At 62.9% G+C, this 15,956-nt stretch carries 11 protein-coding genes; 3 read left to right on the top strand and 8 right to left on the bottom strand.

The features are described 5' to 3' along the window. Nucleotides 1-21 precede the first annotated feature (21 nt). Both V3W27_RS05620 and V3W27_RS05615 read left to right on the top strand, forming a co-directional pair. Nucleotides 22-231 carry a hypothetical protein gene (locus tag V3W27_RS05620; protein ID WP_027613086.1) on the top strand — a complete coding sequence of 70 codons (210 nt, stop codon included), beginning with the start codon at nt 22-24 and terminating at the stop codon, nt 229-231. Beyond that, nucleotides 228-485 carry a hypothetical protein gene (locus tag V3W27_RS05615; protein WP_330206135.1) on the top strand — a complete coding sequence of 86 codons (258 nt, stop codon included), beginning with the start codon at nt 228-230 and terminating at the stop codon, nt 483-485. Before V3W27_RS05620 ends, V3W27_RS05615 begins: the two co-directional genes overlap by 4 nt. A 172-nt stretch (nt 486-657) precedes the next feature. Here the strand turns inward: V3W27_RS05615 and V3W27_RS05610 are convergent, their stop codons facing one another. Genes V3W27_RS05610 through V3W27_RS05600 form a run of 3 tightly spaced genes read right to left on the bottom strand, consistent with a single transcriptional unit; the run spans nt 658 to nt 6,121 of the window. After that, nucleotides 658-1,242, bottom strand: a complete 585-nt coding sequence (locus V3W27_RS05610) for a glutathione S-transferase (protein WP_330206134.1) — start codon at nt 1,240-1,242, stop codon at nt 658-660. Beyond that, entirely contained in the window at nt 1,239-4,880 is a 3,642-nt protein-coding gene (locus tag V3W27_RS05605) for an AAA family ATPase (RefSeq protein ID WP_330206133.1), read from the bottom strand. The genes V3W27_RS05610 and V3W27_RS05605 overlap by 4 nt, the downstream gene beginning before the upstream one ends. Further along, nucleotides 4,877-6,121, bottom strand: a complete 1,245-nt coding sequence (locus V3W27_RS05600) for an exonuclease SbcCD subunit D C-terminal domain-containing protein (RefSeq protein WP_330206132.1) — start codon at nt 6,119-6,121, stop codon at nt 4,877-4,879. The genes V3W27_RS05605 and V3W27_RS05600 overlap by 4 nt, the downstream gene beginning before the upstream one ends. 243 nt (nt 6,122-6,364) lie before the next feature. Between V3W27_RS05600 and V3W27_RS05595 the strand changes: the two genes are divergently transcribed. Further along, the gene (locus V3W27_RS05595) at nt 6,365-9,988 is read left to right on the top strand and encodes an RCC1 domain-containing protein (protein WP_330206131.1); all 3,624 of its coding nucleotides are present in this window, start codon (nt 6,365-6,367) and stop codon (nt 9,986-9,988) included. Between the two features lie 88 nt (nt 9,989-10,076). On the opposite strand, the gene V3W27_RS05590 is transcribed toward V3W27_RS05595, so the two are convergent. From V3W27_RS05590 to V3W27_RS05570, 5 genes are read right to left on the bottom strand one after another with little or no spacing between them, the layout of a single operon-like run. Then, the gene (locus V3W27_RS05590) at nt 10,077-11,714 is read right to left on the bottom strand and encodes a BatD family protein (protein WP_330206130.1); all 1,638 of its coding nucleotides are present in this window, start codon (nt 11,712-11,714) and stop codon (nt 10,077-10,079) included. Continuing rightward, on the bottom strand, nt 11,711-13,447 hold the full coding sequence (locus tag V3W27_RS05585) for a tetratricopeptide repeat protein (protein ID WP_330206129.1): 1,737 nt from the start codon (nt 13,445-13,447) through the stop codon (nt 11,711-11,713). Before V3W27_RS05585 ends, V3W27_RS05590 begins: the two co-directional genes overlap by 4 nt. Next, the gene (locus V3W27_RS05580) at nt 13,444-14,523 is read right to left on the bottom strand and encodes a vWA domain-containing protein (protein WP_330206128.1); all 1,080 of its coding nucleotides are present in this window, start codon (nt 14,521-14,523) and stop codon (nt 13,444-13,446) included. The genes V3W27_RS05585 and V3W27_RS05580 overlap by 4 nt, the downstream gene beginning before the upstream one ends. Then, nucleotides 14,516-15,013, bottom strand: a complete 498-nt coding sequence (locus V3W27_RS05575) for a DUF4381 domain-containing protein (RefSeq protein WP_247269012.1) — start codon at nt 15,011-15,013, stop codon at nt 14,516-14,518. Before V3W27_RS05575 ends, V3W27_RS05580 begins: the two co-directional genes overlap by 8 nt. Then, nucleotides 15,010-15,954 (bottom strand): DUF58 domain-containing protein, encoded by a 945-nt coding sequence (locus V3W27_RS05570; protein WP_027613096.1) that lies wholly within the window; start codon nt 15,952-15,954, stop codon nt 15,010-15,012. Before V3W27_RS05570 ends, V3W27_RS05575 begins: the two co-directional genes overlap by 4 nt. Nucleotides 15,955-15,956: the final 2 nt, after the last annotated feature.

The raw sequence follows: 15,956 nt of genomic DNA, 5'->3' as shown, positions 1-15,956 counted from the left end.
AACATGCCCACGGAGCACATCATGGCCAGTTCAATCATTACCTCAGCCAAGCGCGGCGCCTACCTGGCCATCGGTCTTTACCTGGCCCTGGTGCTGTTTGTCAGCATCGCCGCGCAAACTCAACACAGCTTCGACGCACCGATCCAGGTCGCACACCCCGGCATCCAGTTCGAACACCGCGCAGACGTGCTGGTTGATCGCGCTGAACTCGCAGGAGTGGGCGGCGCATGAAAGGCTACAGACTCTGGGTCATCGCCAGCCTGGCACTGATGACCAATGGTGCGGCGTTGCTCGGCTTTGGCCAAGGCTCGGTGGGTGCGCTGGCGCGGGCCATAGAGGTCAATCACAGCATTGCGCACAATATCGAACGGGCCAACTCCCAAGGGTTGCTGGCCGGCAATCCGCCAATCAAGGCTGAGGTCGATTTTCTCGGGCCGTTTGAAGTGGATTGCATAGCACTCGGCATGTGCAACGCACTCGCCTAGACAACACGAACCACTGTGGCGAGGGAGCTTGCTCCCGCTGGGTTGCGAAGCAGCCCCAAATGCGGCGATCCCCTATTTCTGATGATCCGTGTTGAATGGATTTGCGACTGCTGCGCAGCCGAGCGGGAGCAAGCTCCCTCGCCACAGGTGTTCGGCAAGCAAGAAGAGAAAGTTATTTCTTCATGATTGAGGTGAACAGCTCGGAGTCGAGGAAACGCTGCAACCAGACCTGCAAGCGAACGTAAGGCGTCTGCGCAAACCACTCGCGATCAACATGCGCAAATTGCCGAACGAACGGCAGCAACGCCACATCCGCCAGACTCAAGTGATCGCTCAGCAAGTAATCGCGATCCCTCAGCAACTTATCCAACTGTTGCAAAAACAACGCCCCCTCGGCCCGATAAACCTCCATCGGTTGCTCCGGATAGCGTTCGGCGTACTTGTAGCGGTTCAGATGCAGCTTGAATGCCTGATCGTTGGCTTCGATCAACCCGGCAATCCGTGAATCACCGCCGAGCAGCCAGTCATCCGGATCATGCTGCGCCAACGCCCAGCGCATGATCTCCAGACTTTCATCAATCACCTGCCCATTGGCATCCAGCACCGGCACCGTGCCCTTGGGCGAGATCGCCAGCATCGCGGCCGGCTTGGCCTTGAGGCTGACTTCGACGATCTCCACCGGTACGCCCGAATAACGCAGGGCCATTCGCGCGCGCATCGCGTAAGGGCAGCGGCGGAACGAATACAGCGTGTTCATTTCACCTCCAGTGTGCTCAAACCGTTGCCCTGGCGCTGTACCTGAATCTGCACCGGAATCCGTTCGTGCATTTCCTGCACATGGGAAATCACCGCGACCTTGCGCCCCTGCGCCTGCAAGCCGTCGAGTGCATCCATGGCCAGTTGCAGCGACTCCGGATCGAGGCTGCCGAAGCCTTCGTCGATGAACAGCGATTCGATTTTCAGCGTGCTCGAGGCCATCGATGCCAGCCCCAGTGCAAGGGCCAGCGACACCAGGAAAGTCTCGCCACCGGAGAGCGAATGCACCGAGCGCAATTCGTCGCCCATCTCGGTATCCATCACTAGCAGGCCGAGCATGCTGCCGCCGCGTTTCAAGCGATAGCGTTTGACCAGTTGGCGCAACTGCACGTTGGCGTGATGCACCAGCAAGTCGAGGTTGTAGGCCTGGGCGATCTTGCGGAAGGTATCGCCGGTGGCCGAGCCGATCAACGCATTCAGACGCGCCCAGCGCTGGTACTCGGCATAGGCGTCGGCAATCTGTTGCGCGAGTGCCTGATTGGCGTTTTTCCGGCGCTGATCTTCGGCCTGTTCGGCGCGCAGTTCGGCGCACTGTTGCTCGCTGAGGTTGAACTGGTTCTGCAGCTCGGCGAGCGCGCTGGCGAGTTGCTCGGCATCAAGATTGCCGTTGTGCTGCGCCTGATGATCGGCCAGGCGTTGATCACGTTCCTGCAGCAGCACCTTGGCCTGTTCGATGGCTTTTTCGTTGTGCTGCGAGCGCTGGCGCAGTTCGCTGAGCTGCGTGTCATCGACGCGCAAGAGGTCTTCGAGGCCGCCGTCATCCAGTTCAGGATGGCGTGCGCGCCAGTCGGCAATCTTCTGCGTCAGTTCGTCGTCTTCGCTTTGCAGTGCCTGCAAGCGTTCTTGCTGAGCCTTGAGTTCGGCGCCAATCTGCACCCGTTGCGTGCGCACGTTCTGCAGTTCCGCAGCCGTGCCGGTTTCGGCATTGCGCGCCTGTTCCACAGCCTGTTCCAGTTGCTGCTGCCAGTGTTCGGCGCTGCTGTGTTCGCCCAGCAGTTGCGCGAGTTTTTCCTGACTGGCTTGTTGCTGCTCGGCCAGTGCACTGAATTGCTGCTCGGCGCTTTGCAATTGCTGTACGCGGCTGAGCTGGCGATCCTGTTCCTTCTCCAGCGTTTGCTGGCGTTGCTGCTGCTCGGCCAACTCTTCCTTTTGCTGCTCGACCTGCGCCAGGCGCTCGGCAATCTGCCGATCCAGTTGCATGAAGGTTGCCGCCGGCTCGATACGTAAGGCTTCGAGGGTGTCGGCCGGCAGCAAACTGGCGAACGCGGTCAGTTCCTCGTCGAGACGCTGACGGTCGCTGCTCAGTTCGCGTTGTTGGTTGCTCAGGTGCTGCGCCGCTTGCTGATGCGCGGTTTCGGCATTGCGCAGTTGCTGGGTCAGACGCGCCGCGTCCTGTTGCAGGGTGAGCAGGGCGCTCTGGCGTTGTTCGTCCTGAGTGATGCTCTGGTTCAGTTGATCGTTCTGCCGGGTCAGCCAGGCGTCACGTTTGTCGGCGTCCTGATTCAGCAACTGAGGCGCCAGCGGATGGGCCTCCAGACTCGGCGCCAGTGCCAGCAACTGGGCGTTCAATTGCTCCTGCTGTTGCAACAGCTCTTTCTGCCGGGCGATCACACCACCGACTTCAGCGCGCAATTCGGTGAGTTTTTCCTTGAGCTGATCCACCGCTTGCTGCGCGTTGGCCTGTTCGCTTTCATCATGACGGCCGAGGCTTTGCAGCAGCGCTTCCGGCTGATGATACGGATGCTCGTTGCTGCCGCAGACCGGGCAGGGCTGGTCGTCCTGCAACTGCGCGCGCAACTCTTCGACACTGGCGCTGCGGGCCAGACGCTGGCGCTCGAGCAGTTCACGGGTGACGTTGAGGGTTTGTTCGGCGACGGTCAGCTCGGCCTTGGTTTTCACCCCGTCCTGGGTCAGACGTTCACGTTCCTGTTGCGCATCGAGCAAGCGCTGCTGCAGCTCGGCACCGCGTTTTTCCAGTTCCTGCTGACTGGCCCAGAGCCGCGTGAGGTCTTCGATGGCGCGCAGTTGTTTGCGGTTGTCCTGCAACAGATTGCCGAGGATACCGATCTGCTCGGCGACGGCATCCGGCTCGGCGCCGGCCTCTTTGAACAGCACTTCCAGTTGCTGTTTCTGCGTGGCCAACGCGTCGGCGCTGTGCGCGGCGTTCTGTTCGAGGGTCGCCAGTTCGGCCTGGCCCTTGTTCAGGCGATTGCCGATCAGCATCAGCTGTTGCAGGCGATCGCGATAGGCATTCCACGCATCGCTGAGCGGTGCCAGATCGGCACTTTGTTCCAGTTCGGCGGCGATTTTCTGCAAGCGCTCAGCGACTTCGACCTGTTTCGTCTGCAAGGCCTGAATCGCGCTCTGGCCTTCGGTGCAGGCTTGCTCGGCGGACTGCCGGGCCTCGGCGCTGAGTGCGGTGTCCTTGGCGAGGCGGGCAAGGGAGCTTTGCTCGTCGAAGGCCTGACGCAGCAGCGGGGCACTTTCGCTGTGCCGCTGCTGCGCTTCGCTCAGGGCGATTTTCGCCGCATCCAGCGCCTGTTCCAGTTGCGTCTGGCGCTCGTTGAGCTCGCCGTGTTGCTGGGTATGCGCGGCAATTTGTGCGGCCAGCGGCGTCAGCTGCACATCGAGTTCAGTCTTGCGCGCGAACTGGTGACGTTGCGGGGCGAGTTGTTCCAGGCGCGTCAGTTTCAGGCGTTCACCCGCCAGACCTTCCCACTGTTGCTGCGCACTGTGCAGTTGCTCGGCGGCGGCTTGCTGCGCGTCCTGCAACTGGCGCAAATCCTTGAGCCAACTGTGCTGTTGTTCCAGTTGCTTGAGTTGCGCCTGCTGCAACTTCAGCTGTTGCTGGGCAGCGTTGAAACGCTCATCCAGTTCGGCCCGGGCTTCGGGGGCCAGCGGGGTGACGCCCGTGGCTTGATCCTGCAGCAGCTTGTGCGCTTCGCGGGCCTCTTTGGTCTTGTCGAAGGCGCGGCGGCCAAGACGAGTGTAGAGCGCGGTGTCGGTGAGTTTTTCCAGCAGTTCGCTGCGGTCGTTGTCGTCGGCCTTGAGAAATGCGCTGAACTCACTCTGGGCCAGCAGCACGGCACGGGTGAACTGTTCGAAGTTCAGGCCCAGCGCGGCTTCGAGCTGGGTCTTGTATTCGCCTTTCTGGCTGGCGAGCAGTTGATCCTGATCGATGTCGCGCAGGCTCTGCCGGCTGGCCTGCAACTTGCCGCCGGCCTTCTCGCGGGCACGGTTGGCTTCCCAGCGCGCACGGTAACGGCGGCCATCGACGCCAACAAAATCCACCTCGGCATACCCTTCGCCGGTGCCGCGCCGCAGCAAGGTGCGCGGGTCGCCGGTGGCGATTTCACCGTCAGCGTCCGGCACCTTGGCGTCGCGGCCGGTGTTGTTCAGGCGCGGCACGGCGCCGAACAACGCCAGGCACAGCGCATCGAGCAGGGTACTTTTACCGGCGCCGGTCGGCCCGGTGATCGCGAACAGCCCGGCACTGGCCAGCGGTTCGGCGGTGAAATCAATCTCGAACGGGCCTGCCAGCGAAGCGAGGTTCTTCAAGCGAATGGCGAGAATCTTCATGGCTGCTCGCCCTCCATCTGTACGTCCTGCAGCAGTTCGGCGAAGTCCTTGAGGGTCTGCTCATCGACCTCGTTGCCATAGTTGTCGAGCCAGGCGCGGCTGAACAGCTCCTGCGGAGTGAGTTGATCCAGCTCGACCAGCGCGCTGCCCTCATCGCTGCCCTCAGCGCCACGGTTGCCGGCGTACTCGGCGGCAATCCGTACCAGTCGCACGGCTTTGCCTTGCAGGGCGTTTTCCACCTGATGGCGCAGATCCGGCTGCGGCTCATCGAGGGTCACCCGCACTTCCAGCCATGGCTGGCGCTGGGTTTCGGCGAGCAGATCGATGTTCGGCAGGTCGGCCAGTTGCAGCAGGATCTCCGCCAGCGGCGCCGGGCCGATGCGTTGCAGGTTGACCGAGCGCGGGATAAGTTTCGGTTCGACGCTGACCAGGGTTTCGCCATCGAGGGTGACGTCGAGAATCTGGTGCTGATAACCGATCTCCGAAAACGACAGCGGAATCGGCGAGCCGCTGTAGCGAATGCGTTCTTCACCGTTGACCTTCTGCGGCTTGTGCAAATGGCCGAGGGCGACGTAGCTGATGCTCGGCCCGAACAGGCTGGCGGGCAGCGCTTCGGCGTTACCGATGATCAGGCTGCGCTCGGAGTCTTCCGAGACCGAGCCGCCCGCCATGTGCGCGTGGCTGATGGCGACCAGCGCCTGACCCGGCTGGCGCTTGGCATTCGCCGCTTCGATCAGCCATTCATGCACCTGACCGATACCGCGCAGATAGTTGTCGCCCAGATGCGCACCGGTCACCTCGGCTGGACGCAGGAATGGCAGCGCCAGGCACCAAGCGGCGATTTCGCCTTGGGCATTCGGCAGTGGCAGCAGCAGCCGTTCGGCGTCGAGCTGGCCGTCATCCAGCCACAACACCCGCCCCAGTGCATGGGTGCGCAAGCGGCGCATCAACGGCGCCGGCAGTTCGATGCGCGAGCCGGAATCGTGGTTGCCGGCAATCATCACGATGGTCAGCAACGGCTGTTGCTCGTGAGCGCTGACGATGAAGTCGTAGAGGCGCTCCTGGGCTTTGACCGGCGGATTGACCGTGTCAAAGATGTCCCCGGCAATCAGCAGCACATCCGGCTGCGCCAGTTGCAGTTGGCGCAGCAGCCATTCGAGAAAGCACGCATGCTCGAAATCGCGCTCCTGGCCGTGCAGGTTTTGCCCAAGGTGCCAGTCGGAGGTGTGGAACAGACGCAAGGTGGACTCCGCTACATAAACAGGTGATGGCCGCGGGGGAAATGATGGGCGGCTAAAGAGGGGGGAGTTTACTGGCAAACGGGCGGACTTGCCCAAAGGCTTGAGAGATCAGGAGGTCGTGGCGGATGCCGTCTGTCGCTACTGTCAGATCTGACAGTAGCTGGCCGGCAGCTTCGGGTGATGGGATACCGCAGTCGCCAAGGCGTCAGGCCGGGGCTTTCTGTCACTTGAGGATTTGCTTGTATGAAAACGCAATCACCATCAGCCTCTACGTCTTCTGATCCAGGCGTGAGCGCGCTCAAGCCCATAAGGATCACCAAACTCAAGACTCCCGTGCAGGGCTATGACGGTGGTTTGCCGGTGGCCGCCGTGGAAGGAGGCGTCGAGTTTCTGGTGCCTCCCTGGCTGGTCATGAAGGAGGGTGATCTGCTTGAGGTGTTTTGGGGCGACCTGCTGGCGTCGGTCTGGAGCACAGTCATCGAGCCGGAAGATGAAAACGAACTCGTCAAAGGGGTCATCGATGAGGGGCATATCCGCAGGGGGGACGCCTATCCGGTTTTTTATCGAGTGACCCGGCCGTTTCAGGAACCTGAGTCAACACCGCTGCAAAGGTTCTTCGTCAAACTGGATCGCCCCGGCGGCTTCGATGACGACCAGTCAACGCCCGGCCACCAGAACCTGCGCTACCACATTCCTCAAAGCATCATCGATAACGGCGTCGGCCCCGAGGAGGCTGCGGCGGGTGTGCCGATCACGATCCTGCCGTACCCCTTCATGCGCATCAACGACCGCGTCAAAGTGGCGTGGGGCAGCGTAGAGAAAGAGGTCTATGTCGAGCAAAAGCATATTGACGACCCTGACGACAACCCGCTGATCGTGACCATCGATCAAGCACTGATCGTAGAGGCGGGCGACAGCGCCGGGGTGATGGTGATGTACCAGGTGATCGATGAGTGTGGCAACTATCCCGATCCACGTTCCCTGTGGTCGGCGAAAACCCGAGTCGTGGTGGATCTGAAAGGAAATCGTCTCGATGCGCCTATCGTGCTGGAGGCCGATCCGCAGACTTACGAAATCGACCTCGACGAATTGAACGATGACGACGTGAACGTTCTGGTCAATACCCCCGCTGGCAACTTCCAGGAGCAGGATGTCGTCGCCTTGACCTGGCGAGGAATCAACGCCGAGGGCGTACCGATCAACCATGGCCCGGTAGAGCTGCCGGTGACGCGGGTCGGTGTTGCGCTGGTGTTCACTGTTCCGAACGACAAGGTGCGAGCCATTGCCAAAGGCCGGGCCAGTGTCTCCTACATACTCAAGCGAAGGGGCGTGGCCGATCGGCCGTCCAAGACCGTCGGTATCTCGGTGACGGGGGAGACCTTCCGACTGCCGTCTCCTACGGTGGACGAAGCCCCTACCGGTACGCTGAACCCGGACGAACGCTGGGCCACCGTGCGCATTCCATGGTTTGCGGGACGCGCCGCCAGTGACCTGTTGACGCTGATCTGGGAGGCCACGCGTCCCGGCGGCGGCATCGTCTATTACGAAGACCCGCGCCCGGTTGGCGATGTGCCGGATGACGAGCCGGTGTTGCGCAATGTCTCGAACGCGGAGATCCAGCGTTTCGACGGCTTGCAGGTCTCGGTGTTCTATACCGTCGCCAATGATGATGAGGCGACACTCAACGTGCGCGAGTCGTTGCCGTTCGAGATGCAGGTGGGCGAAGTGCAACCGCTGTTCGTGACGCCGCGCGTGGAAGAGGCGGTGCCTGGCACGTCGTTGATCGATCCGGAAGCCGTCCCGCCGCTGGGCTGTAAATTGATTGTGACGTATCTGCAGACACAGCCCGAAGACCTGGTGAATTATCGCTGGCGCGGCACGGGCGGTAACGGCAGCACCAGTGGTTCACTGCGTCTTACAGCGCAAACTGCGGGTAAGGAAGTGCCGTTCACGGTGCCGAAACAGTTTGTGACCAACAACCTCAATCGCCGGATCGTCATCGACTATTTCATCGTGCGTGACGGCAAGACCCTGGGTTACTCCTTTCCACTGACCTTGCGGGTCGGCAATGCCCTGCTGGATTTCGATCCGCCCTCAATTGACGACGCGCGCGGCGACCAGATTGATGCGAGCGCGGTGCCAGCGGTAGGTGCAACCGTGCGTCTGGCTGCGGCGTATGGCCTGAGGGTGGGCGACAGCGGTGAGATCCGCTGGATCGGCGTTGCCGGAGGCGGCACCGCCATCGTGCCGTTTCGCGTGGAGAGCGGAGACGCGGGGCGCGACAAACTGATCAGCGTGCCGCAGTCGGTGGTTTTGGCCAACGTCGGGCGGGAGATCTCGCTGGACTGCACCGTGGTGCGTCAGGCCGGTGGTCGCCAGTATTCGCGGGTGGCGGTTTATGACGTGCGTGCATCGCTGGGGACAGGCCGGTTGCTGGTGATGGGCGCGCGCTCGCGGGGGAATTACCAGATTTATGGCGGCGGGACTGCGTGGTTGACCGCGCTGGATGCAACCACCCGGCAGCCGATCAGGGCCTGGTGGCGGTATAACGGCGAGGAGGGCGAGGTCAGCGGCACGACTTTCCGCGACACCCGCCCGGACCGGCTGCTGCATGTGCGGATCAGCGATGATCAGGTGACGATCAATCCGCAGAACCTGTGCGGGAACGGTAATTTTATATCCGGCCATGAAGCAAACAACGCGGCCTTTGCGGCACGGACTGAGCGTGGAGCCCTGGTGGCATGGGGCAAGCCTGCCCGGGGTGGAAGTTTAGGAGATTCACTACCGGCCATTTCTGATGCCATATCGCTGAGTGCTTGCGGTTACGCCTTTGCGGCACGACAGGCCTCGGGTGCGGTAGTGGCTTGGGGGCTGAGTGGAAACGGAGGAGAGGTGTCGGACCCCATCAGTCCTTTGCGGGATATCGTAGCGGTAAGCGGCAACGGTTATGCGTTTGTTGCGTTGCGTCGCGACGGGAGTCTGGTGGCGTGGGGAAGCCCTACTTGGGGTGCAGCACTTCCAGAGCCGGTAGCTGCACTGAGGGATGTCGTCAGAGTGATTGGCAACCTATACAGCTTTGTCGCGCTTCGGGCTAATGGTTCGGTAGTGGCTTGGGGGCACCAAACCCATGGAGGTAATGTGCCTGCGATCATCGCAGCATTGACTGACGTTGTTGATGTAGTCGCTACCAGCTACGCCTATGCAGCCCTGCGTGCCAATGGTGCGGTAGTGGCATGGGGATACTGGGGTTACGGGGGATCCATACCTAGCCAGATTGGAGCGCTTACAGACATTGTGGAGCTGAGCGGAACCGAAGTGGCCTTTGCCGCGCGACGCAGGAATGGCAGCGTTGTTGCTTGGGGGTACGGCAGACATGGTGCAAACGTTCCGGCGCCGATCGCCGCACTGACGGATATCAGGACGGTGACGGGTAACATTGCATCATTTGTCGCACTGCTGAGCAGCGGGCGTGTAGTAGGGTGGGGATTACAGGCTATTCCGGCGCCGGTTGCAGCTCTGACTGACATCGTCCAGGTGGTATGCGGGGGAGTTGCTTTCGCCGCGCTGCGGGCCAACGGCACCGTTGAAGCCTGGGGGACTTCTGATCGAGGTGGTGAAATCCCGGAGGCCATTGCGGCCCGACTGGTCAACGTCCGCGCCATTTATGGCAACACCCATGCCTTCGCCGCGCTGACCTCCAGCGGCGAAGTCGTGACCTGGGGCCGTGGCCCGGCCGGCGGTAACAGCGATGCCGTCGCCGATCAGCTCAACGGCAAAATCTTCTACGAAGCTACAGCGTTGTCCCGTGGTTTGGGGATGCGTGAGACACGACTGCTTGAAGCGGCGGAAAGTGAACAAACCTCATAACACCGCCAACGCCTGAAAGATCGCAGCCTGCGGCAGCTCCTACACGTGATCCCTGTAGGAGCTGCCGCAGGCTGCGATCTTTTGCTTTTTACTTCGGATAAAGCGGCGGCAACCCGCTGTCACCTACCGGATCCTGCACCCGCTCGGCCGCCGGAATGGTACGGATCGCCCGCCACAAATCCTCGCCCTGCCAATGCTGCCCCGTCTCGCTGTACAGCGCGCCATTGAGCCCATCCAGCGCGTCCGACAACGGCACAAACCGCGCCGCCATATCCGCCAGTGTCTCCGGCTGCTGCCGCGCCCATGCATCCAGCGCCTGGCGCGTCGCTTGCGGATCATTCGCCTGGCACGCCCGTTTGATGTCGTCCAGCAAGGTGCGCGGGCTTGGGCCGGTTTGCGCGGCGCGATGCACCGCCGGTTGCCATCTTGCACGCCACCACAGGCCGAAGCCGAGCAGGGTGGTGCAGGCGAGGATCAGGGTGCTGAGTTTCCACCACCACAACACATCGTTATCGACGGCGTTCATTTGCAAGGTGCCGGCCGGGGTGTCGACCTGCAGGCTCGGGTTGGTCGCCACTTGCAGGGTGCGCGCCGGCAGGCTGGTGTGTTCCAGATGATCTTCGAAGGTGTTCCACCAGATTACGTCGACGGTCGGCAACTCGATCGCGCCGCTGCGGCTGGGCACCAGCGCTTCGCGTTCTTCACGGCTGCCGATCAGGCCGCGCTCGCCGCTCTGGTTGCTCAGCACCGGTTGATCCGGGTAACGGCGCAGGCCGTTGGCCTCTGTGGCGGGCAGGGCCGGGAGCTGCGAACTGGCCAGGCCTTCGGCCTTCAGGGTCAGGCTGCGGGTCAGGGAGTCGCCGACCTGAAGGTGATCCGGCTCCGGGTTCCAGCTTTCGCTCAGGCTCAGGCTGCGTGCGGGCAGCCACGGCGCATCGGCCGGGTAGGTCAGCGGTTTTGGTTTGACCGTCAGCGGAATCTCCGAGGAGCTGACGTGCAGCAGCTTGCCCGGTTTCGGGCCTTGCGCGGTTGCGTCCTGAGCGGGTTGGGTGTCGACCAGTGTGGCGCTGAAAGTCTGAGGGGCGATGGTCAGCAAGCCACTGTGCTGCGGGTAGATCGCATAGCGCATCTCGATCACGCCATGGCGCACGCCGTTGATGTCTTTCTCGTAAGTGCGGGTGTCGCCCAGTTGCTCGATACGCGCGTCGGCGATCTGCAGCGGGGTCAGGCTGCTGTCGTCGTACAGCGACACCGAATGGTAGATGCGCAGGGTCAGGATCGCCTGGGCCTGCACGTAAACGCTGGGCTGGTCGAGACTGGCCTCGATAAACACCGGGTCCAGGTTGTTTTTCTCTTCGCGGATGTCGCTTTCGACCACTTGCACGGTGATCGGCTGGCTCTGCACCTCACCCAGTTGCAGCGGCGGAATGACCACGCTGCCGTTCTCTTTCGGCAGCAGGGTGATGATCCAGCGCGTGGTGGCGCGGTTGTCGCCATTGAGGGTGTTCAACTGGTTGACCTGACGCGTGCCGCGCACCTCGAACAGCGGTTCCAGCGGCGTCAGGTCGGGTTTGCCGAACTGCGTGACATCATCCGTTTCGAGGGTGAGTTCGACCGTCTCGCCGGAGTTCAGGCGACTGCGATCCACGCTGGCCGTCAGCTCGGCCGCCTGAGCGGTGGCCGTGCAGAGCAGCAGGGGCAGCAAGAGAGCGGTGAAACGGGTCATCGAGTTTTTTCCTGATCCTGATGTTGTTGCTGTTCGTACCAGAATTTGCGTCGCAGCAATTCGCCCGGGTCGTCGGGGATCTTGCCCAGCCATTGTTCCAGTGCCTGACGCTGCTCGCCTTCGAGGTTGTCCTCGCTCGGGCGCAGCGTTGGCACGGTGTCGGTTTCCTCCGCTTCATCGCTGCCCGGCACTTCATTGGGTCCCGGTTGCGGCGGGGTGGTCGGCGGCGGTTCGTTGGCCGACTCGCCGGGCTGGGCCTCGCTCGGGGTGTCACTTTTCACCGCGGGTGGTGGCGCGGTCGCTGGCGGTGGTTCATCGCCGGGCACGTTCGGCTGCGCCGGTTGTGGCTGTGGTTCGGCCGGTGGCGGGGTGTTCTTCTGCTTGAGCAGATTTTCCACCAGGGCCTTGTTGGTCAGCGCCGGGCGCAAGTCCGGTTGCAGTTCCAGTGCTTGCTCATAGGCATCGATGGCGGCTTCCAGCTCACCACTTTTCGCCAGCGCATTACCGCGATTGTAGTGGGCGCGGGCATCGCTGCCTTCGGCGAAACGCTGAGCGGCGCCACTGTAATCGCCGGCCTCGTACAACGCTACCCCTTGCCACTGATGATCTTCGAAGTGTTCGGCAGCATCGGCCGGGCGTTTCTGCTTGAGCAAGTGCAGGCCCTGTTGATCGGGGCGCAGCCACAGGTCTTCGAAGTCGAAAGCGTAGCTCGGCTGCGGCAGGCACAGCAGCAATGGCAGGCAGAACAACCAGCCACGCCGTCCGGCGCAGGCGGCCAGCAGCAATAGCGGCAACAACAGCCAGTAACCCTGATCGGCCCAGGTGTCGAGGCGCACGGTCTGGCCATCGTCGCGCAGGCTGCGCGGGCCATCGAGCAGGCCGAGGGCGCGCAAATCGGATTCGTCGAGACGCGCGCTGTGATATTCGCCACCGACGCTGGCGAGGAATGCGCCAAGGCCCGGGCTGTCAAGTTGCGGCACGCGAATCGCGCCCTGTTCGTCCTTGAGGAAACTGCCGTCCTCCTGAGCGATTGGCGCGCCCTCAGCGGTGCCGATGCCGAGCATCAGCAGTTGTGCCGATTGCTGGCCGAGGGCGCGGCGGATGCCTTGGCGTTCTTCTTCGGTCAGCGAGGAGCCGATCAGCAGAATCCGTCCCTGACCGAGCGCGCCTTGCTTGAGCAAGGCCAATGCTTTGCTCACGCCGAGATCAGCGCGATGGCCGCTTTCCGGCATCAGCGAGGGCTTGAGGGCGTCGAGCAGATTGTGGCTGGTCGCCAGGTCATCCGACAGCGGCACCAGCGTGTGCGCGCTGCCGGCGTAGACGACGATCGCGGTCTGCGCATCGCTGCGTGCCTGCAACAGGTCGAACAGCTTGCGCCGGGCCTGTTCCAGTCGCGTTGGCGGCGAGTCGGTGGCGAGCATTTCCGGGGTCAGCTCCAGAACGACGACCAGCGGGTCGGCAGGTTTCTGGCTGGTCTGTTCGACGCGCTCCCAACTGGGCCCGAGCAGGGCGACGATGGTCAGCAGCCACGCCACGCCAAGGGCAACCCACGGCAGCTTGCTGGCGCGGCCATTGCCACCGCTGAGCAGCGTCGCGTGGAACGCCGGCGGCAGAATCATTTGCCAGCGTCCGGCGCGTTTCTGCCGGTGCCAGAGTTGCCAGATCAGCCAGCCCAGCAGCGGCAGGAGCAGCAGCCACCAAGGGCGGAACCAGTGCGGCCAGAGCGCGATCATCGGCGCCTCCGCAGACGCAGGCGTTTCAGACGCTCACGCCAGTCAGGCAGCGGACTTTGCAGATACAGCTCCTTGGTAAACAGGTGTTGCAGCGGGTTGTCCGGCCACAATTCGCGGGCGACCAGCAACAGGCTAAGCAGCAGGGCAAAGGCCAGCGGCCACTGATACAAGGCTTGCGCCGGGCGCGCCTGGGTCGGTTGCTGAGTCACCGGTTCGAGTTGATCGAGGGTGTCGCGGATCGCTTGCAGCTCTTTGCCGTCGCGGGCGCGGAAGTATTGGCCGCCGGTGGCGTTGGCGATGGCCTTGAGGGCCGGTTCGTCAAGGTCCAGGCTCGGATTGACCCCGAGCAGGCCGGTGCTGCCACTGTCTTCGGGGTCGGCGCCGATGCCGATCGGGTAGATTTTTACCCCTTCGCTGGCGGCCAGTTTCGCTGCGGTCAGCGGATCGATTTCGCCGCCGTTGTTGGCGCCGTCGGTGACCAGAATCAACACCCGGCTTTGTGCCGGACGCATGCGCAGGCGCTTCAACGCCAGACCGATCGCATCGCCGATGGCGGTGTTCTTCCCGGCGATGCCGATGCGCGCTTCATCGAGCCAGACGCGCACGGTATGGCGGTCAAACGTCAGTGGTGCCTGCAGATAGGCCTGACTGCCGAACAGGATCAGACCAACGCGGTCGCCATCACGGCTTTCAAGGAAATCGCCGAGCAGATGCTGAACCAGCGACAAGCGACTGACGTCTTCGTCCTGCCACTGCATGTCGGGAAAGTCCATCGAACCGGACACGTCCACCGCCACCAGCAGATCGCGGCCGCTGGCGGCAATCGGCAACGGTTCGCCGAGCCATTGCGGACGCGCCGCGGCGCTCAGCAGCAACAGCCACAGCAGCAGGAACGGCGCCTGCTGACGCCATGCCGGCAGATTGGCCCTTGCCCGGCGACGGGCGAGGCCTTCGAGGTCGGAGAGAAAACTCACGCGCAACGCCGGCTCGCCACTGTCGGCCACCGGCAACACCAGGCGCATCAGCCACGGCAGCGGCAACAGCACAAAGATCCACGGCCAGGCGAATTCAAACATGCTTGCGAATCCAGGTTTCAACGGCTTGGGTCAGGCCGGCGATGGCTTTGTCGTCGAGTTTGCATTCGGGTTTGTAGGCGCCTTCGACCAGCACCATCCAGCGCGTCAGGCCGGCGGCCGGGCAGCGGTTGTCGAGAAACGCCAGCCATTTGCGGCCATTGAGCGTGTGGCTCTGGCTGTAGGGGTAGTGGTTGCGGCACAGGCGTTTGAGCAGACCGTTGAGCTGCTGCAGCCAGGCCCCGGCCGGTGCGCCGTCGTAGGGTTTGGGCATCTGCGCCAGTTCGGCCAGTGCGGCGATGCGTACGGGGTCGAGCGGTTGTTCGGCGCGCACGATCGGGCGTTTCCTGGTCGGAATGAACCGGCGCAAACGCCACACGGTGAAGCCCAGCAGCGGCAGCAATAAAAGCAGCAGCCACCAGCCCGGCGCTGGCGGCCAGAAGTCGATCGGCGGCGGCGAAATCAGCGGTTGCAGTTGTTCGAGGCCGTTCATCGACTGCTCCCCGGGCGCTGCGGATTGAGGAACTCGCGCATCTGCTCGACCATTTCGCTTTGCGTGCTCAGCGGCATCAACAGCACCCGCAGTTTTTGCGCGAGCAATTCCCAACGGGCGATGCGTGCCTCGGCCTGAGCGCGATAGGTCTGGCGCAGCTCGAAATTCAGCGTGTCGAGTTCCAGTTGTGCGCCTCTTTCCGCGAACCGCAAAAGCCCGGCGGCAGGCAGGGCGTGATCCAGTGGATCTGACAGCGGCAGCAGCAACAGATCGCAATGACGCGATAGCAGACTCAGTTGCTGCTCGGCGCTGTCGGACAGCGCGCGCTCGTCGCAGATCACGATTACCAGACTGCCCGGGCGCAACACCTCACGCGCCCGGCGCAGCGCCACGCCGAGGGCGTCGCGGTCCGGTTCGCGTTCGCTGTGCAGCGACTGATTGACTTTCACCAGGCGGTTGAGCAATTGCAGCAGGCTCTGCTTGCTGCGGCGCGGTTTGATTTCGTAATGCTCGTTGTCGCCGAACACCAGTCCGCCGACCCGGTCGTTGTGCCCCAGCGCGGCCCAGCCGATCAACGCCGCCGCTTGCGCTGCGAGCACTGACTTGAACATCAGCCCGGAGCCGAAAAACAGCCGCGTGCTTTGCTCGACCATGATAAAAATCGGTCGCTCGCGTTCTTCATGGAACAGCTTGGTGTGCGGCTCCTGCGTGCGCGCGGTCACGCGCCAGTCGATGGTGCGCACGTCGTCGCCGGCCTGATAGACCCGCACCTGATCGAAGTCGACCCCGCGACCACGGAATTTCGAGTGATGCAGGCCGATCAGCGGGCTGCGCTGACTGGGTGTGGAAAACAGCTGCACTTCGCGCACACGGTGGCGCATCTCGATCAGATCGGTGAGGCTGATGCGGATGCCCGGTTCGGACGGCAGGGGGGCGTTCATGG

It is taken from the genome of Pseudomonas sp. AM14(2022) (assembly GCF_036346455.1).
In the GTDB taxonomy this organism is placed as follows: Bacteria; Pseudomonadota; Gammaproteobacteria; order Pseudomonadales; family Pseudomonadaceae; genus Aquipseudomonas; species Aquipseudomonas putida_A.
Note: the sequence above shows the minus strand (reverse complement) of the source record. Positions and strands in the feature narration are given on the sequence as shown.